20 protein-coding genes are annotated in these 20183 nt (G+C 65.5%); 5 read left to right on the top strand and 15 right to left on the bottom strand.

Going from position 1 to position 20183, the window contains the following annotated elements; translation table 11 throughout:
- Nucleotides 1-102: 102 nt before the first annotated feature.
- The 5 genes from EC845_RS12245 to EC845_RS12225 all read left to right on the top strand — a co-directional run bounded on the left by EC845_RS12245 (nt 103) and on the right by EC845_RS12225 (nt 5469).
- On the top strand, nt 103-2133 hold the full coding sequence (locus EC845_RS12245) for a M3 family metallopeptidase (protein ID WP_123298375.1): 2031 nt from the start codon (nt 103-105) through the stop codon (nt 2131-2133).
- 145 nt (nt 2134-2278) lie between these two features.
- A complete protein-coding gene (locus tag EC845_RS12240; RefSeq protein ID WP_123298374.1) occupies nt 2279-2815 on the top strand; it encodes a superoxide dismutase family protein in 537 nt (178 codons plus the stop codon).
- A 105-nt stretch (nt 2816-2920) separates the two neighbouring features.
- On the top strand, nt 2921-3805 hold the full coding sequence (locus tag EC845_RS12235; RefSeq protein WP_233598039.1) for a 3',5'-nucleoside bisphosphate phosphatase: 885 nt from the start codon (nt 2921-2923) through the stop codon (nt 3803-3805).
- Nucleotides 3802-4695 carry a DMT family transporter gene (locus tag EC845_RS12230; RefSeq protein ID WP_123298372.1) on the top strand — a complete coding sequence of 298 codons (894 nt, stop codon included), beginning with the start codon at nt 3802-3804 and terminating at the stop codon, nt 4693-4695. The genes EC845_RS12235 and EC845_RS12230 overlap by 4 nt, the downstream gene beginning before the upstream one ends.
- Before the next feature lie 150 nt (nt 4696-4845).
- Nucleotides 4846-5469 carry an L-threonylcarbamoyladenylate synthase gene (locus EC845_RS12225; protein WP_123298371.1) on the top strand — a complete coding sequence of 208 codons (624 nt, stop codon included), beginning with the start codon at nt 4846-4848 and terminating at the stop codon, nt 5467-5469.
- A gap of 37 nt (nt 5470-5506) precedes the next feature.
- Here the strand turns inward: EC845_RS12225 and EC845_RS12220 are convergent, their stop codons facing one another.
- The 15 genes from EC845_RS12220 to tsf form a co-directional block, all read right to left on the bottom strand.
- The gene (locus EC845_RS12220; RefSeq protein WP_123298370.1) at nt 5507-6301 is read right to left on the bottom strand and encodes an RNA methyltransferase; all 795 of its coding nucleotides are present in this window, start codon (nt 6299-6301) and stop codon (nt 5507-5509) included.
- Nucleotides 6298-6999 carry a ribonuclease HII gene (gene rnhB / locus EC845_RS12215; protein ID WP_123298369.1) on the bottom strand — a complete coding sequence of 234 codons (702 nt, stop codon included), beginning with the start codon at nt 6997-6999 and terminating at the stop codon, nt 6298-6300. Before rnhB ends, EC845_RS12220 begins: the two co-directional genes overlap by 4 nt.
- Nucleotides 6968-8095 (bottom strand): lipid-A-disaccharide synthase, encoded by a 1128-nt coding sequence (gene lpxB, locus EC845_RS12210; RefSeq protein ID WP_123298473.1) that lies wholly within the window; start codon nt 8093-8095, stop codon nt 6968-6970. The genes rnhB and lpxB overlap by 32 nt, the downstream gene beginning before the upstream one ends.
- Before the next feature lie 41 nt (nt 8096-8136).
- Entirely contained in the window at nt 8137-8925 is a 789-nt protein-coding gene (gene lpxA / locus EC845_RS12205) for an acyl-ACP--UDP-N-acetylglucosamine O-acyltransferase (RefSeq protein ID WP_123298368.1), read from the bottom strand.
- 4 nt (nt 8926-8929) lie between these two features.
- On the bottom strand, nt 8930-9379 hold the full coding sequence (gene fabZ / locus EC845_RS12200; RefSeq protein ID WP_123298367.1) for a 3-hydroxyacyl-ACP dehydratase FabZ: 450 nt from the start codon (nt 9377-9379) through the stop codon (nt 8930-8932).
- A 147-nt stretch (nt 9380-9526) separates the two neighbouring features.
- Nucleotides 9527-10588 carry a UDP-3-O-(3-hydroxymyristoyl)glucosamine N-acyltransferase gene (lpxD, locus tag EC845_RS12195; RefSeq protein ID WP_123298366.1) on the bottom strand — a complete coding sequence of 354 codons (1062 nt, stop codon included), beginning with the start codon at nt 10586-10588 and terminating at the stop codon, nt 9527-9529.
- A gap of 3 nt (nt 10589-10591) precedes the next feature.
- Entirely contained in the window at nt 10592-11101 is a 510-nt protein-coding gene (locus EC845_RS12190) for an OmpH family outer membrane protein (protein ID WP_123298365.1), read from the bottom strand.
- Complete coding sequence (gene bamA, locus EC845_RS12185; RefSeq protein ID WP_123298364.1) at nt 11102-13399, bottom strand: outer membrane protein assembly factor BamA; 2298 nt, start codon at nt 13397-13399, stop codon at nt 11102-11104.
- Between the two features lie 33 nt (nt 13400-13432).
- Complete coding sequence (gene rseP / locus EC845_RS12180; RefSeq protein WP_123298363.1) at nt 13433-14875, bottom strand: RIP metalloprotease RseP; 1443 nt, start codon at nt 14873-14875, stop codon at nt 13433-13435.
- Nucleotides 14823-16007 (bottom strand): 1-deoxy-D-xylulose-5-phosphate reductoisomerase, encoded by a 1185-nt coding sequence (ispC, locus tag EC845_RS12175; RefSeq protein WP_123298362.1) that lies wholly within the window; start codon nt 16005-16007, stop codon nt 14823-14825. Before ispC ends, rseP begins: the two co-directional genes overlap by 53 nt.
- A gap of 10 nt (nt 16008-16017) precedes the next feature.
- A complete protein-coding gene (locus tag EC845_RS12170; RefSeq protein ID WP_123298361.1) occupies nt 16018-16869 on the bottom strand; it encodes a phosphatidate cytidylyltransferase in 852 nt (283 codons plus the stop codon).
- Between the two features lie 10 nt (nt 16870-16879).
- Nucleotides 16880-17641, bottom strand: coding sequence for a polyprenyl diphosphate synthase (uppS, locus tag EC845_RS12165; protein ID WP_123298360.1), 762 nt, complete (start codon nt 17639-17641; stop codon nt 16880-16882).
- Between the two features lie 39 nt (nt 17642-17680).
- Nucleotides 17681-18241, bottom strand: a complete 561-nt coding sequence (gene frr / locus EC845_RS12160; protein ID WP_123298359.1) for a ribosome recycling factor — start codon at nt 18239-18241, stop codon at nt 17681-17683.
- Nucleotides 18242-18305: 64 nt separating this feature from the next.
- Nucleotides 18306-19028 (bottom strand): UMP kinase, encoded by a 723-nt coding sequence (pyrH, locus tag EC845_RS12155; RefSeq protein ID WP_123298358.1) that lies wholly within the window; start codon nt 19026-19028, stop codon nt 18306-18308.
- Between the two features lie 198 nt (nt 19029-19226).
- Nucleotides 19227-20117 (bottom strand): translation elongation factor Ts, encoded by an 891-nt coding sequence (gene tsf / locus EC845_RS12150; protein ID WP_123298357.1) that lies wholly within the window; start codon nt 20115-20117, stop codon nt 19227-19229.
- Between the last annotated feature and the right edge of the window lie 66 nt (nt 20118-20183).

Here is a 20183-nt window from a genome sequence, read left to right as displayed (position 1 = left end):
TATCGGGCCAATAGCGCGCCAAAGGCCGAAGGCGCGCCGATTTCCCGTACAGTCAAACCCGAGTGACTTGACATGCGCGGCACCGCCGCCAACTAGGATGCCATGACCAATCCCTTGACCGACTTCTCCGACCTCCCCCTGTTCGACCGGATCCGCCCGGAACACGTCGAGCCGGCCATCACGCAACTGCTGGCCGAGGCCCGTGCGGCCCAGGAAACCGTGGCCGATCCGGCCTTCCCGGCCGACTGGAAAGCCATCGCCAAGGTGCTGGACGTGGCCACCGAACGCCTGGGTGTCGCCTGGGGGGCGGTCGGCCACCTCAAATCGGTCGCCGACACGCCCGAACTGCGCAATGCTTACAACGCCGTGATGCCGCAGGTGTCGGAGTTCTGGACCCAGATGGGTGCCGACGAACGCCTGTACGCCAAGTACAAGGCCATGGACCCCGCCGCGCTCACGCCCGAACAGCGCCAGGCCCACAAGAATGCCATCCGGGGCTTCGTGCTCTCGGGCGCCGAGCTGCAGGGCGAAGCCCGCACCCGCTACGCCCAGATCCAGGACCGCATGGCCGAGCTGACGCAGAAGTTCAGCGAGAACGCCCTCGACTCGACCGATGCCTACGCCCATTACGCCGGAGAGTCCGAGGTCGAGGGCATCCCGGGCGACGCGCTCGAGGCCGCCGCGGAAGGCGCCAAGGCCGATGGCCGCGAAGGCTACAAGTTCACGCTCAAGCTCCCCAGCTACCTGCCGGTGATGCAATATGCCCGTTCGAGTGCGCTGCGCGAAACGCTCTATCGTGCCTATGCCACCCGCGCCAGCGAGCTGGCCGAAGGCGACGCCGTGAAGTTCGACAACACGGCCATCGTGCGCGAGATCCTGGCCCTGCGCCACGAGGAAGCGCAGTTGCTGGGTTATCCCGACTTCGCCACGGTCTCGGTCGTGCCCAAGATGGCCGAATCGCCTGAGCAGGTGATCACGTTCCTGCGCGACCTCGCCACCCGCGCCCGTCCCTATGCGCTGCAGGATCTGGCCGACCTGCGCGAATTCGCCGCTCAGGAGCTCGGCCTGCCGGATCCCCAGCCCTGGGATTGGCCCTACGTCGGAGAAAAGCTCAAGGAAGCCCGCTACAGCTTCAGCGACCAGGAGGTCAAGCTCTACTTCCCGGCCCCCAAGGTGCTTGCCGGCCTCTTCAAGATCGTCGAGACCCTGTTCGGCGTCGCCATCCGCCGCGACCAGGCGCCGGTGTGGCACCCCAGCGTGGAGTTCTACCGCATCGAGCGCGCAGGCGAGCGGGTCGGCCAGTTCTACCTCGATCCGGGTGCACGCAAGGGCAAGCGCGGCGGAGCCTGGATGGACGACGTGCGCACGCGCTGGCTGCGCCCGGACAACGGCCATCTGCAGACGCCCGTGGCCCACCTGGTGTGCAATTTCTCCGAAAGCGTGGGCGGCCGGCCCCCGCTGCTCACGCACGACGACGTGACCACCCTGTTCCACGAGTTCGGTCACGGCCTGCATCACATGCTCACGCAGGTCAACGAACGCGATGTCTCCGGCATCAGCGGCGTGGAGTGGGACGCCGTGGAGCTGCCGAGCCAGTTCATGGAAAACTTCTGCTGGGAATGGGAGGTGCTGCGCCACATGACCGCCCATGCGGAAACCGGCGAACCCCTGCCCCGCGCGCTGTACGACAAGATGTTGGCGGCCAAGAACTTCCAGAGCGGCATGCAGACCCTCCGCCAGGTCGAGTTCTCGCTGTTCGACATGCTGCTGCACGGCGAACAGAAGCCCGGACAGGACTTCATGGCGGTGCTGGCCGAAGTGCGCGAGGAAGTCTCGGTGCTGCAGCCGCCCGCCTACAGCCGCACGCCGCATACCTTCAGCCACATCTTCGCGGGCGGCTATGCCGCAGGCTATTACAGCTACAAGTGGGCCGAGGTGCTGAGCGCCGATGCCTATGCCGCCTTCGAGGAGACCCAGGGCAGCGACGGCGCGCACGACCCGGCCACCGGCCAGCGCTACCGCGAGGCCATACTCGAGGCTGGCGGCAGCCGTCCGGCGATGGAGTCCTTCAAGGCCTTCCGCGGTCGCGAACCCCGCATCGACGCACTGCTGCGGCACCAGGGCATGGCCTGAGCCTGCGCCGAGCGGCCCCGCCACGCCTGGACACGAACGGGTCGCTCTCCGACAGGCGCCAGGCGCTGGCCAGTGGCACATTTGAAGCTCCGCGGCCGGCCCGGGCATCGTTTCCCGGGGCTGCCGCCCATCCAAGGAGAAACGAATGAACAAGGCATTGCTGCTTGCCGCGCTGGGCATGACCCTGGCCTCTTCCGTGGCCCTGGCCCAGGGCCAGCCGACCCCGGACCGCGTGCAGGCCGATCTCAAGGCCGCTTCGGGCCAGAGCACGGGCACCGTCACGGCCACCGCGGCCCCCAAGGGCGTGCTGCTGCGCATCGAGGCCCGTGGCCTGCCGCCCGGCTGGCACGGCGCCCATTTCCATGAAAAGGCCGATTGCAGCGACAGCGCATTCACCCGCTCGGGCGGCCACGTGCATGGCGGCGGCGGCAAACCGGTCCATGGCCTGCTGAACCCCCAGGCCGACGATTCCGGCGACTTGCCGAACATCTTCGTCGGCCAGGACGGCACGGCGACCGTCGAGCTGTACTCCACGCTGGTCGCCCTGCGCGACGGCGCCGGCCGGCCCGCGCTGCTCGACACGGACGGATCGGCTCTGGTGATCCACGCCAACCCCGACGACTACAGTTCCCAGCCGATCGGCGGCGCGGGCGCACGCATCGCCTGCGCCGAACTGCGCTGAAGCCGCGCGCTGCCCGCGCAAACTGTCACCCCGGGGCCGGCACGCGGCGCGGGGACGGCCTAGAATCGAGGCTCATCCATGCATGCGCCATGCGCCGCCTCCACAGTGCCAGCATCAGATCCACAGGAAACCTGGCCGGTCGGCCTCAATGCCGACCTCCACTGCCACTCGGTCGTCTCGGACGGTACCCTGACACCGGACGAACTGGCGAGGCGTGCCCTCGGCAACGGCGTCCAGCTCTGGTCGCTGACCGACCATGACGAGGTCGGCGGCCAGGCCCAGGCCGCGCAGGCCGCCCGCTCCATCGGGCTTCCCTTTCTCACGGGCGTCGAGGTTTCGGTGACGTTTGCCGATGCCACGGTGCACATCGTCGGCCTGGGTTTCGACGACACCGATGCGCAGTTGCTGCAAGGGCTCTATGCCACGCGGGGTGGCCGCGACGGACGGGCCCGGGAGATGGCGCAGGGATTGGCACAGGCAGGCATTCCCGGAACATTCGAAGGTGCACTCAAGTACGCGGGAAATCCAGAGCTGATTTCCCGCAGCCACTTTGCCCGGTACCTGGTGGAGATCGGCATCTGCAGCGACATCCCCGAAGTCTTCCGGCGTTACCTCACCGAAGGCAAACCCGGCTACGTGCCGCACCGCTGGGCCACCTTGCGCAACTGCGTGCGCTGGATACGCGATGCCGGCGGCGTTGCGGTCATCGCCCATCCGGGGCGCTACGGGTTCAACCCCACGCTCGAGTACGCCCTGTTCTCCGAGTTCATTGCCCACGGCGGGCAAGGCGTCGAAGTGGTCACCGGCAGCCATTTCGCGCATGAATATCCCAAATACGCCGACATGGCGCGCGAGTTCGGCCTGGCCGCCTCCCGGGGCTCGGACTTCCACAGCCCCCATGAAAGCCGTGTCGACCTGGGCGCCCTGCCCCCGCTGCCGTCCGACCTCGAGCCGGTCTGGCATCTGCTCCAGGCCCATATCCGCCAATGATCGCGCCCCTCCCTCTGGGCATCGGGCTTGCACTGGCCGCCACGGCCTTCTTCGGTATTTTCGACAACGTCACCAAATACGCCATCACACACGGCGCCCCGCTGGTGGTCGCCCTGTGGTTCCGCTACATGTTCCAGGCGGTGACCACCACGCTGGCCATCGTGCCCGGCCGCGGACTCGCCGTGATGCGGACCAAGGCCCCCACGCTGCAATGCCTGCGCGGACTGGTGCTGGTCAGCATGAGCCTGTTCACCATGTTCAGCCTGCAGTTCATGCCTGTCGGCGAGTTCACGGCCATCGTGCTCATGGCCCCGCTGCTGGTGACGCTGTTTGTCGTGATCCGGTTTCGCGAGCGCGTCTCGACCGTCCGCTGGCTGCTTCTGATCGGGGCTTTCGCGGGCACGCTCGTCGTCATCCGTCCGGGGGCCCAGAGCTTCAACTGGGCCACGCTGCTTCCTGTCTCGCTGGTCTTCGGCAACGCATGGTTCCAGGTGCTGACCAGCCAGCTCTCGCGCATCGACGATCCGATCACCACTCACTTCTACACCGGCTGGCTGGGTGCCATCGCCGCCTCGATCCTGCTGCCTTTCGCCTGGGAAACCGTGGCCCACTGGTCGACCTGGCTGATTCTGGTCTTCATGGGCTGCTGCTCCAGTCTGGGGCACTTCCTGCTCATCGTGGCCTACAAGCAGGCCCCGGCCGCGACACTCACCCCTTACCTGTATTGCCAGATCCTGTTTTCCACCATCGCGGCATGGCTGATCTTCGACCATGTCCCCGACTCGCTGTCGCTGCTGGGCATGGCCCTCATCGGGTTGTGCGGTGCACTCACGGCCTGGGTCGTCACCCGCGAGAACCGCATCATGGCAGGGCGCAAACCCGACGCCTGAGCATGCCGGCCGACAGCCTGCACAGGCCAGGCGTGGTAGCCTTGGACGCAACCGCTCGGCAGCCGGATCGACCGATCCGCCTGGCCGTACCGCTTCACGTTGCGCAGGTCCGGTGTGCCCGCGCATCGCAGGCACCTCAAGGAAACCGTCATGGCGCAATATTTCGAAGTCCACGCGCAAAACCCCCAGCCCCGCCTGCTCAAGCAGGCCGCAGCCATATTGGCGAAGGGCGGTATCGCCGCCGTCCCCACCGACTCGAGCTACGCGCTGGTCTGCCACCTCGACGACAAGGCCGCCGCAGACCGGCTGCGCCAGATCCGCGGCGTGGACGACCGCCACTTGCTGACCCTCATCTGCCGCGATCTGGCCGAACTGTCGCACTACGCCATCGTCGACAACCGGCAGTATCGATTGCTCAAGAGAGTCACACCCGGTCCCTACACCTTTGTGCTCGAGGCGACCAAGGAAGTGCCGCGCCGCGTCAGCCACCCGTCACGCAAGACCATCGGCCTGCGGGTCCCCGAGCATCCGGTGATTCTGGGCCTGCTGGCGGAACATCCGGGCGCACTGCTCGCCACCACGCTGATTCCCCAGGGCGCAAGCGAACCGCTCAACGACGCCCAGGAGATCCGGCAGCGCTACGAAAAGCTGCTGGATGCGATCCTGGATGCGGGTGCCTGCACGTCGGAGCCCACCACGGTGGTCGACCTGACCCAGGGCGAGCCCGAGATCGTGCGCGTGGGGCGCGGAGACATCGCGGCACTGGGGCTGTAGCGGGCTCCAGGCCTGGGTCGCCGCATGCGGCCGATGTTCAGGCCAGCGATCCCTGCATCGCCGCCACGGCACTGGCGTGCAGGCAGATGCCCGCGGCGACCGCCACGTTCAGCGACTCCTCGCCGCCAGGCTGTGCAATGCGCAGCTTGCGTGCGGCCAGGGCCTCGAGCTCGGGCGAGACGCCTTGCCCTTCATGGCCCATGGCCCAGGCGCAAGGCACCGGCAAGGGCGCGTTGTGCACGGCTTCGCCGCCATGCGAGCTCGTGGCCAGCAACGGCACCTGCAGGGCCCGAACATCGTCGAGGCTGGCGCCTTCGATCAGGCTCAAGCCAAAATGAGCGCCCATCCCGGCACGCATGACCTTGGGCGACCACAGTGCCACGGTGCCCTTGAGGGCCACGATCTGCCGAAACCCGAAGGCTGCGGCACTGCGCAGAATCGCACCGGCGTTGCCCGCATCCTGCAGCCGGTCGAGCACCACGGTGCCGACCTTCGGATCCAGCGAGGGACGTGCAGGCGCCTGCACCACGAATCCCATGGGCGCAGGAGAATCCAGCGGACTCAACTCGCGCCACAGCACATCCTTGACCACCATGATCTTGCCGGCACGGGCGGCCTGCACGACTTCGGGCTGGTGGGCCGACGCCAACCAGTACGACTCGGCGTAGACCGCCACATCCGGATCGAGCCCGCGCTGAAGATAGGCCCGGCACAGGTGGTCGCCCTCGATCCAGACACGGCCCTGCTTGCGATAGGCCGAACCGTCCTGCAGCAGGCGGCGCAGATCCTTGAGAAACGAGTTTTCTCTGGAGCTGATCTCGATCACGTTCATGGGTAGGCTCCCGATTCGACATCCGGACGCGGCACGGCCGCCGTTTCACCGGCACCCGGCCTCGGGCCGGACACCGCACGAATGGGGGCAAACGAGCGACGATGCTGGGGGCAGGCGCCGTACGTACCCAGCGCACCCAGGTGCTCGGCGGTGCCGTAGCCCTTGTGCGCGGCAAAGCCGTACTGCGGATATTCACGATCGAGCTCGCGGCACCAGTGATCGCGGTGAACCTTGGCCAGAATGGAAGCCGCCGAAATCGCCTTGATCTTGCTGTCGCCCTTGACGATGGCTTCGGCCAGCACGTCGAGCACCGGCAGCCGGTTGCCGTCGACCAGCACCTTGGCCGGCTTCAGCCGCAGCCCCTGCACCGCGCGCTGCATGGCCAGCAGGGTGGCGCCCAGGATATTGAGGCGGTCGATCTCTTCGACCGAGGCTTCGGCGATGCAGAAGCACAGGGCCCGCGCACGGATCTCTTCGTACAGCTTTTCACGACGCAGAGCCGTGAGCTTCTTCGAATCGGCCAAGCCGGCGATGGGGTGCAGGTCGTCGAGGATGACGGCGGCGGCCACCACGGGCCCGGCTAGCGGGCCTCTGCCGGCCTCGTCGACACCGGCGATCAGGCCCGGCGCGTCCCAGCTCAGCGGCGATTGGGTCGCCCCCAGGAATTTACGCAGAGCGGATGACTTGTTCGATCGCATGGGTAGCCAAGGTAGCGGTATCGCGATGCAGTTCGGAATGCAGCACTTCGAATCGGCGCGTCAGGGCCTGAACGGCCTGCGGGTTTTCGAGCCAGGTTTCGACGGCATCGGCCAGCGCGCGGGGGGTGCAATTGTGCTGCAACAATTCAGGCACCACGAACTCGCGGCACAAAATATTGGGTAAACCCACCCAGGGCTGCAGTTTCTTGCGTTTCATGATCTCGGCCGTCAGCCAGCTGACCTTGTAGCCGATCACCATGGGGCGTTTGTAGAGCGCAGCCTCGAGAGTGGCCGTCCCGCTGGCGATCAGCGTGACATCGCAAGCCTCGAGCACATCGTGCGACTGCCCGTCCCGCACTTCGACACACGACGCGACGCCGGCTGCGTGCAGCTGCCCCTCGATGGTGGCACGCAAGGCGGGCAGCGTCGGCACGATGAAGCGGACATCGCGACGCCGTCGAACCAGTTCGGCGACCGCCTCGAAGAACACCGGGCCGTTGTGACCGACCTCGGAGGCCACGCTGCCCGGCAGCACGGCGACCAGCGGCGACGGATCGTCGGCATCCAGGCCCAGACGCCGGCGTGCGCCTGCGCGATCGGGATGCATGGGGATCACATCGGCCAGCGGATGGCCCACGTAGGTGGCCGCGATGTCGGCTGCCGCGTAGATCGCCGGCTCGAATGGAAAAATGCACAGCACGTGATCGGCGCTAGCTCTCACCTTTTCGATGCGTTCGGGACGCCAGGCCCAGATCGAGGGGCTGACGAAATGCACGGTCTTGATGCCCTGCGCGCGCAATGCGGCTTCGAGCCCCAGATTAAAATCCGGCGCGTCGACACCCACGAACACATTGGGGCGGTCCATCAGCAGCCGGTTGCCCAGCTCCTTGCGGATGGCCAGGATCTCGCGCAGGTGCAACAGCACCTCGACATACCCCCGCACCGCCAGTTTGCTCTGCGGCCACCAGGTCTCGAAACCCTGCTCGATCATGCGCGGCCCACCGATGCCGAAGGCATGCAGTTCGGGCCAACGCTGGCGTGCACCGCGCAGCAGCAGGCTGGCCAGCAGGTCGCCTGAGGCCTCGCCGGCCACCATGGCCATTTCGGGTCCGCTCCTGCCCACAGGCATCCGCGACCTCAGCGCACGATACCGCGGCTGGCCGCAGCGAGGAAGTCCAGCATCAGGCGAACATCGCCTTCGGTCTCGGGCTGGGTCTGGGCCAGCGCGGCAATGCGCTCGCTGGCCTGTGCCAGCGTCAGTCCATCGCGATACAGCGCACGGTGCATGGCCTTGACGGCGGCCACCCGCACCGGCGAGAACCCACGGCGGCGCAAGCCCTCGGCATTGAAGCCGCGCGCAGCGGCCGGATTGCCGTCGATCAGCATGAAAGGCGGTACGTCCTGCGACACGGCGGTGGCGAAACCGATCATGGTGTGGGCGCCGATCTTCACGAACTGGTGCACACCGGTGAGACCGCCGATGATGGCCCAGTCGCCCACCGAGACATGGCCGGCCAGCGTGGCGTTGTTGGCCAGGATGGTGCGGTTGCCCACGGACACGTCGTGCGCGATATGCACATAGGCCATGATCCAGTTGTCGTCGCCGACACGGGTCACGCCCTCTTGCTGGACGGTGCCCAGGTTGAAGGTGCAGAACTCGCGGATGGTGTTGCGGTCGCCGATCTCGAGCCGGGTCGGTTCACCCTTGTACTTCTTGTCCTGCGGTGCAGCGCCCAGCGAGACGAACTGGAAGATCTCGTTGTCCTCGCCGATCGTCGTGCGTCCTTCGATCACGCAGTGAGAGCCGATGCGGGTGCCTCGGCCGATCTGGACATGCGGACCGATCACGGTGAAAGGGCCGACCTCGACGTCGTCGGCCAGTCGCGCCCCTGGATCCACAAGGGCACTGGCATGAATGCGCGCCACGGGTTCAGTCCTCGATACGGCGCACCGTGCACATCAGGTTGCCTTCGGCAACCACTTCGTCGTCGACCTTGGCCCAGGCCTTGAAACGGTAGATTCCGGCCTTGTGGCGTTCGACTTCGGCTTCGAGAACGAGCTGGTCGCCAGGGCCGGTCGGACGCTTGAAACGTGCGTTGTCGATGCCCACGAAATAGTAGACCGTCTTTTCATCGGGCTCTTCGCCGGCCGAGACGAACGACAGCAGCGCCGACGTCTGGGCCAGCGCTTCGAGAATCAGCACGCCCGGGAACACCGGACGATGCGGAAAATGACCCGTGAAGCAAGGCTCGTTGAAGGTGATGTTCTTGATGGCCTTGATGCGCTTGTCTGTTTCAAGCTCGAGGACCCGGTCGACAAGCAGGAAAGGATAACGGTGAGGCAGCCGCTTGAGAATCTGGTGGATGTCCATCGTGATCATGCTTGAATACTCTCGAAGTCTGTTGAATGTTGTGTTGATCGGGCGACTCGGCACCCCGCCGGTGAATTGAACTGGGCCCGGAGCACTGCGGCGACGGGCCCAGGGTAGCCGGCAAAGGCGAGATGGTACATGCTCCGCCAGGCCGGATCAGAGATCCTCGCTGATCCCGTCTTCCAAGCGAGACAAACCTGCATGCTGCTCCAGTGACCGCACGCGGTCTCGCAAAGTGCTGAGGTGACGCAGCGCGGCTGCGTTCTTGCGCCACACCGCATTCTCCGACAGCGGGAAAGCGCCCGTATACACACCCGGCTTGAGCACCGAGCGGGTGACCACGGTCGCCGCCGAGATGTGCACATGGTCGCCGATCCGGATATGACCGCCGATCATGGCTGCGCCACCGATGGTGCAATAGGCCCCGATGTCGCAACTGCCGGCAATGCCGACGCAACCCGCCATGGCGGTGTGCTTGCCGATATGCACATTGTGCGCCACCTGGATCTGGTTATCGAGCTTCACGCCATCTTCAAGGACGGTGTCGCCCAATGCGCCTCGATCGACACAGGTGTTGATGCCGATCTCGACATCGTCGCCCAGCCAGGCGATGCCCATCTGCTCGATCTTGACCCAGGTGCCCTGGTCGGGAGCAAAGCCGAAACCGTCGCCGCCCACGACCGCACCCTGGTTGAGCACGCACCGCTCGCCGATACGGCAACGTTCGCCCAACACCGCTCGGGCCTTGATCTGGGAATCGGCACCCACCTGGGCACCGGCCTCGACGGTGGCCTGAGGTCCGATATGGACATTGTCGCCGATCACGGCACCCGGGCCGACAAAGGCCAGGGCCTCGATGGTCGCCGTGGGCGAGACCACGGCCGTCGGGTCGACCACGGCGGTGCGGTGCACGCCCGGCACACGGGCCGGTTCATGGCGACGCCGCCACAGCTGAGTGAGCCGTGCGTAATAGAGATACGGGTCTGCAGCGACGATGCATGCACCCCGCGCCTCTGCGGTTTCGCGCACACGAGGCGACACGATGACGCAGCCGGCCTGGCAAGCCTTGAGCTGAGCCAGATACTTGACGCTGGAGAGAAACGTGATGTCGCCCGGCTGCGCCTTGTCCAGGGGGGCGAGGCGCTCGACGAGCAGATCGGGCGAACCGACCAGCTCGCCACCCAGGGCATCGATGATCTGCTGAAGTCGCAACGCCACGGCTTACTTGCCGTTCAAGGCCTTGAGAACCTTGTCCGTGATGTCGTTCTTGGGATTGACGTAGACCGCATCCTGGAGGATGAGATCGTAGGATTCGGCTTCGGCGACCTGTTTGATCACGCGGTTGGCGCGCTCGAGCACCTGCTGCAGCTCTTCGTTGCGGCGGGTGTTGAGGTCTTCCTGGAATTCGCGGCTGCGGCGCTGCAGGTCACGGTCCTGCTCGGCGAGCTGGCGCTGGCGCTGGGCACGCTGGGTATCCGACAGCGTGGGCGCTTCGCGCTCGAACTTTTCGGAGGCGGCCTTGAGCGTGGCGCCCTGCCCGTTGAGGTCGGCTTCGCGCTTGGAGAATTCCTGCTCCAGTTTGGCCTGTGCAGCCAGGGCCGGCGACGCTTCGCGGAAGATGCGGTCGGTGTTGACGAAGCCGAACTTGAGCGCCTGTGCGCTCGCCGCGCCCGAGAACGCAGCCAGGCCGATGGAGGTTGCAACCAGCAGATGACGAGTGAATTTTTTCATTTAGAACGAAGTCCCGATTTGGAATTGTATGCGCTGGATCTCATCACCCGATTTCTTGCGCAGCGGCTGAGCATAAGCAATGCGCAGCGGGCCGACCGGTGAAATCCAGCTCACGCCAATCCCGGTGGAAGCACGCAGCTCGCCGATGGAGATGTTTTCACTGTCTCCGTACACGGTGCCGGCATCCACGAAAGCATACATGCGCAAGGTGCGGTCATTGCCCGCGCCTGGGAAGGGCGTCAGCAATTCTACGTTGGCCGTGACCTTCTTCGAACCGCCGTAGGCGTTGCCGGCCGAGTCGCGCGGACCCAGGCTGCTTTGCTCGAAGCCGCGAACCGAACCCAGGCCGCCCGAGTAGAAGTTCTTGAAGAACGGCAGCGAGCCGCCCAGGCCCTTGCCCCAACCCAGTTCGCCGTTGAAGGCCAGCGTGTAGCGCGGCGACAGCGACGCATAACGCTGGTACTGGTAGTTGGCGCGCACGTAATGCGCATCGCCGATCAGGCTGGATTCGCCATTCACGCGGTGCAGCGAACCGGTGGTCGGGACCAGCGAGCTGTCGCGCTGGTCGCGTGCCCATCCCAGAGTCAGCGGAATCGTATTGACCGACGAGCCGTACTCGTTGATCTGATCGCGGATATAGGTGTCGTTGGCCGTGTAGTCCTTGACCTTCACGTTCTCGATACCGGCACCGAAGAACACCGTGTCGCGTTCGGTGAACGGCACGCCGAACTTGATCGAGGCACCCTTGGTGACGTAGGTGTAATAGTCCTCGTCGGTCTCGTAGTTGTACGGGTGCTGGGTGCGGTAGTAGATGTCGTACGTGCGCGAGATGCCGCTGTCGGTGAAGTACGGATTGGTCGTGCTGACCGAGTATTCGCGGTAGTACTTGCTGGTGTTCACGTTGAGGCCCAGGTAATTGCCCGAACCGAACACGTTTTCTTGCGAAATGCCGAACACGAACGACAGCTTTTCCGAGCTCGAGTAACCCGCACCCACCGTCAGGCTGCCCGTGGGCTTTTCCTTGACGGTGACGACCAGATCGACCTGATCCTGGACACCGGGCACCTCGCGGGTGTCGACGTTGACGTCGGTGAAGTAGCCCAGACGGTCGACGCGATCGCGCGAGAGCTTGATCTTGTTGCTGTCGTACCAGGACGATTCGAGCTGACGCAGCTCGCGGCGGATGACTTCGTCGCGCGTCTTGTCGTTGCCCACCACGTTGATGCGGCGGACGTAGGCGCGCTGGCCCGGTGTGGAATTGATGACGAGCGCGACCTGGTTGGTCTGGCGATCGATCTGGGGCACCGGCTGTACCTGTGCAAAGGCATAACCGAACGAACCGAAGTGGTCGGTGAACGCCTTGACGGTTTCTGCCACCTGGTCGGCGTTGTAGGCCTCGCCCGGGCGGATGGTGATGCGGGACTTGAATTCGTCGTCGCGATTGAGGTAGTTGCCCTCGATCTTGATGCCCGAGACCACGAAGCGCTGGCCTTCGGTGATGTTGATGACCACGCCGATCTTCTGCTTGTCGGGCGAGATCGACACCTGGGTCGAATCGATACGGAACTCGAGGTAGCCGCGCGACATGTAGTAGGCCCGCAGTTTCTCGAGATCGGCGTTGAGCTTGGTGCGCGAGTACTGGTCGGACTTGGTGTACCAGCTCAGCCAGCCGCCGGTGTCGAGCTCGAACAGCCCCTTGAGCGTGGAATCGCTGAACGCCCGGTTGCCGACGATCTGGATGTCGTTGATCTTGGCCGTATCGCCTTCGGTGACGGTGAAGGTCAGGTTCACGCGGTTGCGGTCGATCGGCGTGACCGTGGTCACGACGTCCGCGCCGTACAGGCTCTTGTTGATGTACTGGCGCTTGAGTTCCTGCTCGGCCTGGTCGGCCAGGGCCTTGTCGTAGGGGCGGCCATCGGTCACGCCGATGTCGCGCAAGGCCTTGATCAGGGTGTCCTTGTCGAACTCCTTGGTGCCGACGAACTCGACGTTGGCGATGGTCGGACGCTCTTGCACGACCACGACCAGGACGTTGCCCTGGGTCTGGAGGCGCACGTCGGTGAACAGGCCCAGTCCGAACAGCGAACGGATGGACTCGGTGCCCTTGTCGTCGTTGTAGACGTCACCGACTCGCACCGGCAGCGAGGCGAAGACCGTTCCCGGTTCGACGCGCTGCAGGCCTTCCACGCGGATGTCGCGGATGGTGAAAGGATCCACCGCCCAAGCCTGTGCAGCAAAAAACAGCGCGGCAACCGAAGTAACGGCACGCAGATGGAAACGATGGTTGATGGTCTTCATGCAAGAGAAAAAAACGGTGATGAATGCAACGCTTCAGCCCAGGAGCCGAGCAAAATCGTTGAACAGGGCAATGGACATCATGACGAGCAATACAGCGACGCCGCCACGCTGCAAACGCTCCATCCATTGGTCGGAGACGGTTTTTCCGGTGACGGCTTCCCACAGGTAATATATCAGGTGGCCGCCATCAAGCACGGGTAAAGGCAACAGGTTGAGCACGCCCAGGCTCACGCTGATCAGCGCCAGGAACAGCAGGTATTGCGTCACGCCCAGGCTGGCCGACTTGCCGGCGTAGTCGGCGATGGTCAGCGGACCGCTGAGATTCTTCACGGAAGCTTCACCGATGACCATGCGCCCGATCATCTTCAGCGTCAGCCAGGACATCTCCCAGGTCCGCGTCACGCCCATCCAGAGGCCGTCGACCGGGCCGTGGCTGACCCGCACCATCTGCGGTGCAGCACCGATGTAGGCACCCACGCGGCCGATGCTCTCGCCGTTGCCGGCGGGCGACTCCGCCACGTCCGGCTGCACCGACAGGGCCATCGACTGGCCTTGCCGGCTGACCTGCCACGCTTGGACGATGCCCTGCCCGTCGCGCACGCCACGCTGAATGGAAGCCCTGAGCTGCTGTGCATCGGCCACGGGCTGTCCGTCGACCGACAGGACGACGTCGCCCTGCTGAAGGCCGCTGCGTTCGGCTGCGGAGCCGGGCAGAACCTCGCCGATGGCCGGTTCCATCCAGGGCGCCAGCAGACCGATGCTGCGGAACATCGCGGCGTCGGCATCGTTGGACTCGAGCTGGCTCAGGCGCAGCGTGACCCAGCGGCTGGAGCCGGACGGCTGCTGCACGTGCAGGCGCAGGTCCTGGCGGTCGATGCCGGCATTCGTGAGGTTCCAGCGCAGATCGTCGAAGGACTGCACGGCGACGGGCGTGGCGCCCGGATCGTCGGCGTCGGCCACTTCGAGCACGGTCTCGCGGCCGTGCAGGCCGGCCTGGGCGGCCAGGGTGCCGGCGGCAGGCGGCGACAGCACGGCGCGGGCCTCGTCGACACCGTACCAGTTGACGCAGGCATACAGCACCACCGCCAGCAGCAGATTGGCCGCAGGGCCTGCCGCGACGATGGCCGCACGGGCGCTCAGCGGCTTGTTGTTGAAGGCCCACCCGCGCTGCTCGACCGGCACCGGGCTCTCGCGCTCGTCGAGCATCTTCACGTAGCCGCCCAGCGGCAGCAGGCCGATCACGAATTCGGTGTCTTGGCCCGGCCGCTGGCGGCGGGGCCGCCAGCGCAGGATGGGATGGCCGAAGCCGATGGAAAAACGCAGCACGCGCACATCGCATGCCACGGCCACACGGTAATGCCCGTATTCGTGCACGGCGATGAGCACACCCAGCGCCACAATGAAGGCCACCAATGTCAACACGTCAATTCTCCAATTGGCTGACCCGCTCCCGGGCCCTCGCCCGCCCCTCGGCATCGAGTGCCAGGAGGTCGTCCAGCGATCCGGGCTTTGAAACCCGGACAGCGGACAAAGTTGCATCGTTTACTTGAAATATATGGTCGTACCGGATCCGGCCGTCCAGAAACGCCTGAACCGCCACCTCGTTGGCGGCGTTCAGGATGGCCGAGGTGCCCGGCGTCGCCTCCAGCGCCTGCCAGGCCAGGGGCAAACCGGGGAAACGCCGGGCATCCGGTGCTTCGAAGGTCAGTGCCTGCATGCGCATGAAATCGAGCGGCGCCGCGCCCGAGGCGATGCGCTCGGGCCAGGACAGGCCATAGGCAATGGGACCGCGCATGTCGGGCGTGCCCAGTTGCGCCACCACGCTGGCGTCCTGGTACTGGACCATCGAGTGGATCACGCTCTGCGGGTGGATGACGACTTCGATCTGGCGCGGTGCCAGGCCGAACAGATAGGCCGCCTCGATCACTTCGAGCGCCTTGTTCATCATGGTCGCCGAGTCGACCGAAATCTTGCGGCCCATGACCCAGTTGGGATGGGCGCAGGCCTGCTCGGGCGTGATGGCGGCGAACGCGGCCGGATCGGTGGTGCGGAAGGGCCCCCCGGAGGCCGTCAGGATGATCTTCTCGACCGTGCTGCGCCAGAGCGACCGGTCGTCGGGCAGCGACTGGAAAATGGCCGAATGCTCGCTGTCGATGGGCAGCAGCGTGGCGCCTCCTTCGCGGACGGCCTCGAGGAAAAACTCTCCGCCCACCACCAGCGCTTCCTTGTTGGCCAGCAGCAGGCGCTTGCCGGCACGCGCGGCGGCCAGACACGACGACAGCCCGGCAGCCCCGACGATGGCCGCCATGACGGTGTCGACCTCGGCATGCGCCGCCACCTGGTCGAGGGCCTCGGCGCCGCACAGCACCTCGGTGTCGATGCGGTTGATCTCCAGGATCTCGCCCAGTGCCTGGGCAGCCTCGGGATCGGCCATCACGGCGTAGCGGGGCCGGAACCGGAAGCACTGCTCGGCCATGTCCTTGGCACGCGTCGCCGCGCTCAGGGCAAAGACCTCGAAGCGGTCGGGATGGCGGCCGATGACATCCAAGGTGCTGCAGCCGATCGAGCCCGTCGACCCCAACACGACCACACGTTGCATTTGATTCATAAGAGCAGGGTCAAGCGACCAGTACGGCCAGCATCATGGCCAGCGGCAGCACGGGCAGCAGGGCATCCACGCGGTCGAGCACACCGCCATGGCCCGGCAGCAGCTGGCTGCTGTCCTTGGCTCCGGCACTGCGCTTGACCAGCGATTCCAGCAGATCGCCGGAAACGCTCATGACGGTGAGAAAGAGCACGGCCAGCACGAACACCGGCCAGCCGGCATCGCGCAGCAGTGCGTACAGATTGCCGGACACACCGGGCACCTGCGGGCTGAGCTGGGACCAGACGACACCGACGACCATGACGACCACGGCGCCGCCGAGTGCGCCCTCCCAGCTCTTGCCGGGGCTGATCGCGGGTGCGAGCTTGCGGGGAAAGAGTTTCTGACCCAGCGCACGGCCGGCAAAGTAGGCCCCGATGTCGGCCGCCCAGACCAGCACGAACACGGACAGCAGGAACTCGACGCCCAGCACACGGGCCTGCGCGATGGCCAGCCATGCCAGCAGGAGAACCAGCACGCCGCCGCACAGCCGCAGCATGCGGGGCACGGCAGCCCAGGCCGCGACGCCACCGCGCAACAACAGCAGCGTCGTCAGGATCCAGAAGGCTCCGGCAGCCAGCCACAGTTCGCGCAGCGAGGCCTGAGGCCAGCCGGCGGCCCAGGCCAGGCCACAGGCCGCCCCGACCAGCAGGCCCAGAAGCCAGCTGCCGGCGCCGCCGAGGCCGTTGAGCCGGCCCCATTCCCAGCCGCCGGCGCCGACCATGACCAGCGCCAAAGCCAGGAAGGGCCAGGGTTGCGGGTGAAAAAGTGCCGGCAGCAGCACGAGCAGCATGACGATCGCGGTCAGAACGCGTTGCTTGAGCATGTGTTTCCTTTCAGGCCTGGCACCGGTCGTCGAGGCCTTCGAGCACCGGCCCCGCCGCATGCGCCTGTTCGCGCACCTGCTGCGAGGTGAGCCCGAAACGCCGCTCGCGCCCCTGGAAGGCGCTGATGGCCAGGTCGAAATCATCGGCCGTGAAAGACGGCCAGGCTTTGTCGCTGAAGAACCACTCGGCGTAGGCCGCCTGCCACAGCAGGAAGTTGCTCACGCGCTGCTCGCCCCCGGTGCGGATCACCAGATCGGGGTCGGGCACATGGGCGAGCGACAGCGAGGCTGCCAAAGCCGCCTCGGTGATGGTCTCGCCGCGTTCGGCCAGCGTACGGGCGGCCTGCACGATATCCCAACGGCCGCCGTAGTTGAAACACACGTTGAGCGTGATCCGGCGTCCGGCGGCGGTCTGGGCCTCGGCGCTGGAGAAAAGAGACTGTATTTCGGGAGCCAGCCCGGCGCGGTCGCCCACGAAACGCAGGGCCACGCCCTGCTCGATGAAACCGGGCAGTTCACGCGGAATGGCGTGCATGAGCAGCGCCATCAGCCCCTTGACTTCTTCGGCCGGCCGGTTCCAGTTCTCGGACGAGAACGCAAAGACGGTCAGCACACCGATGCCGCGATCCAGGCTCCAGCGCACGGCCTTGCGCAGGGTCTCGACGCCCTGCCGATGCCCGGCGATGCGCGGCATGAGCCGGCGCGTGGCCCAGCGGCCGTTGCCATCCATGACGATGGCCACATGCCCGGGCATGGCGAGAGTGGGATGCATGCCTGGAATGGAGCGGGTGGAATGCGAGCGGGGTGGCACTCAGACGGCCATGATTTCTTGTTCCTTGGACACCACCAGCTTGTCGACCTCGGCGATGAACTTGTCGGTGGTCTTCTGCACCTCGGCTTCGGCACGCTTCTGATCGTCTTCGGAAGCTTCCTTGTCCTTGACCAGGCGCTTGACCGCTTCGTTGGCATCGCGGCGCAGATTGCGCACGGCGATCTTGGCGTTCTCGCCTTCGCTGCGCACCAGCTTGGTCATTTCCTTGCGGCGCTCTTCGCTCATGGGCGGCAGCGGCACGCGGATGAGGTCGCCCATGCTCGCGGGGTTGAGGCCCAGGTCGCTTTCGCGGATGGCCTTCTCGATCTTGGCGCCCATGCCTTTTTCCCACGGCTGGATGCCGATGGTGCGCGAGTCGATCAGTGTCAGGTTGGCCACCTGCGACAGGGGCACGGGCGAGCCGTAGTAGTCGACCTGCACGCTGTCGAGCAGCGCCGGATTGGCGCGGCCGGTACGGATCTTGGTCAGGCTGTTCTTGAAAGCCTCGATGGACTGAGTCATCTTGGTCTCAGCCGTCTTCTTGATGTCAATGATTGCCATTTTTCTTAACTCCAACGTGCCCCGCCGGACCACCCGGTCGAGGACTTTTCAGGCGCAGCCGCGGTCAGGCGTGGACCAGCGTACCTTCGTCCTCACCCATGACGACACGCTTGAGCGCGCCGTCCTTGAGGATGGAAAACACCTTGATCGGCAGATTCTGATCGCGGCACAGGGCAAAAGCGGTGGCATCCATGATGCCCAGGTTCTTGCTCATGGCCTCATCGAAAGTGATGTGGTCGTAGCGGGTCGCGGTCGGATCCTTCTTGGGGTCGGCGGTGTAGACGCCGTCGACCTTGGTGGCCTTGAGCACCAGTTCGGCACCGATTTCAGCGCCGCGCAGGGCAGCCGCCGTGTCGGTGGTGAAGAACGGATTGCCGGTGCCCGCGGCGAAGATCACGACCTTGCCTTCTTCGAGGTATTGCAGGGCCTTGGGGCGAACATAGGGCTCGACCACCTGCTCGATGCTGATCGCGGACATGACACGGGCCGTCAGGCCGGCCTTGCTCATGGCGTCGGCCAGGGCCAGCGAGTTCATCACGGTGGCCAGCATGCCCATGTAGTCGGCGGTGGCACGGTCCATGCCCACGGAACCGCCGGCGACGCCGCGGAAGATGTTGCCGCCGCCGATCACCACGGCCACCTGGACACCCAGGTTGATCACTTCAGCGACTTCGGCGGCCATGCGCACGATGGTTTCGCGGTTGATCCCGAATGCGTCGTTGCCCATCAGGGCCTCGCCCGACAGTTTCAAAAGAATTCTTTGGTGGGCTGGCCGAGGAAGGGTCATGGCTAATTCGCTGATTTGTGAAAGGTGAGAAATTCTAGCGGCTGGCCGTGACATCGCAAAGACGATATCCGGCCTGAAAAAAACCCTGGGGCCGGCACACGCCGCCCCCAGGGTTTCACGTCATCGTCGGGGCGGCTGCCCAGGGCTGCAATCGAGTCCGGATGGGGGCTGCTCCTGCGATGACGTGCGGTGGGCGGATCAGGCGGACTGCTTGGCAGCGGCGACCTGGGCGGCCACTTCTGCGGCGAAGTCGTCGACCTTCTTCTCGATGCCTTCGCCGACCACGAACAGGGTGAAGCCCGTCACGGTGGTGTCGGCGGCCTTGAGCATCTGCTCGACGGTCTGCTTGTCGTTCTTCACGAACGACTGGTTGAACAGCGAGACTTCCTTGAGGTACTTCTGCACCGAGCCTTCGACCATCTTGGCGGCGATGTCGGCGGGCTTGCCGGACTCGACAGCCTTGGCCTGGGCCACGCTGCGTTCCTTTTCGATCAGATCGGCGGGCACTTCGGCGCTGCTCAGGGCCACGGGCTTCATGGCGGCGACGTGCATGGCGACGTCCTTGGCGGCGGTTTCATCGCCGGCGAACTCGACCACGACGCCGATGCGGGTGCCGTGCAGGTAAGAAGCCAGCTTGCTGCCGCTGAAGGCCTTGAAGCGGCGGAAGCTCATGTTCTCGCCGATCTTGCCGATCAGGCCGACGCGCACGTCTTCGAGGGTGGGGCCGAAACCGTCTTGCTCGTAGGGCAGCGCAGCCAGGGCAGCGATGTCGGCGGGGTTGTTCTCGGCGACCAGCTTGGCGGCGCCTTGTGCCAGGGCGATGAAGCTGTCGTTCTTGGTGACGAAGTCGGTTTCGCAGTTGACTTCGATCAGCGCACCCGTTTCACCGGCGATGAACGAGGCCACGACGCCTTCGGCGGTCACGCGGGCAGCGGCCTTGCCGGCCTTGCTGCCGAGCTTGACGCGCAGCAGCTCTTCGGCCTTGTCGAAATCGCCGTCGGCTTCGGTCAGGGCCTTCTTGCACTCCATCATGGGAGCGTCGGTTTTTGCGCGCAGTTCAGCGACGAGTTTTGCGGTGATGGCAGCCATCTTGATGATTCTCCGTATTCAGTTACAAAAAAGGGGCTACTCGAGCCCCCGTTTCGAATCGACCCC

Source organism: Comamonas sp. BIGb0124 (assembly GCF_003752175.1).
Lineage (GTDB): Bacteria > Pseudomonadota > Gammaproteobacteria > Burkholderiales > Burkholderiaceae_C > Comamonas_F.
The sequence above is the reverse complement of the archived record's forward strand: the minus strand, read 5'-3'. Positions and strand labels throughout refer to the sequence as shown.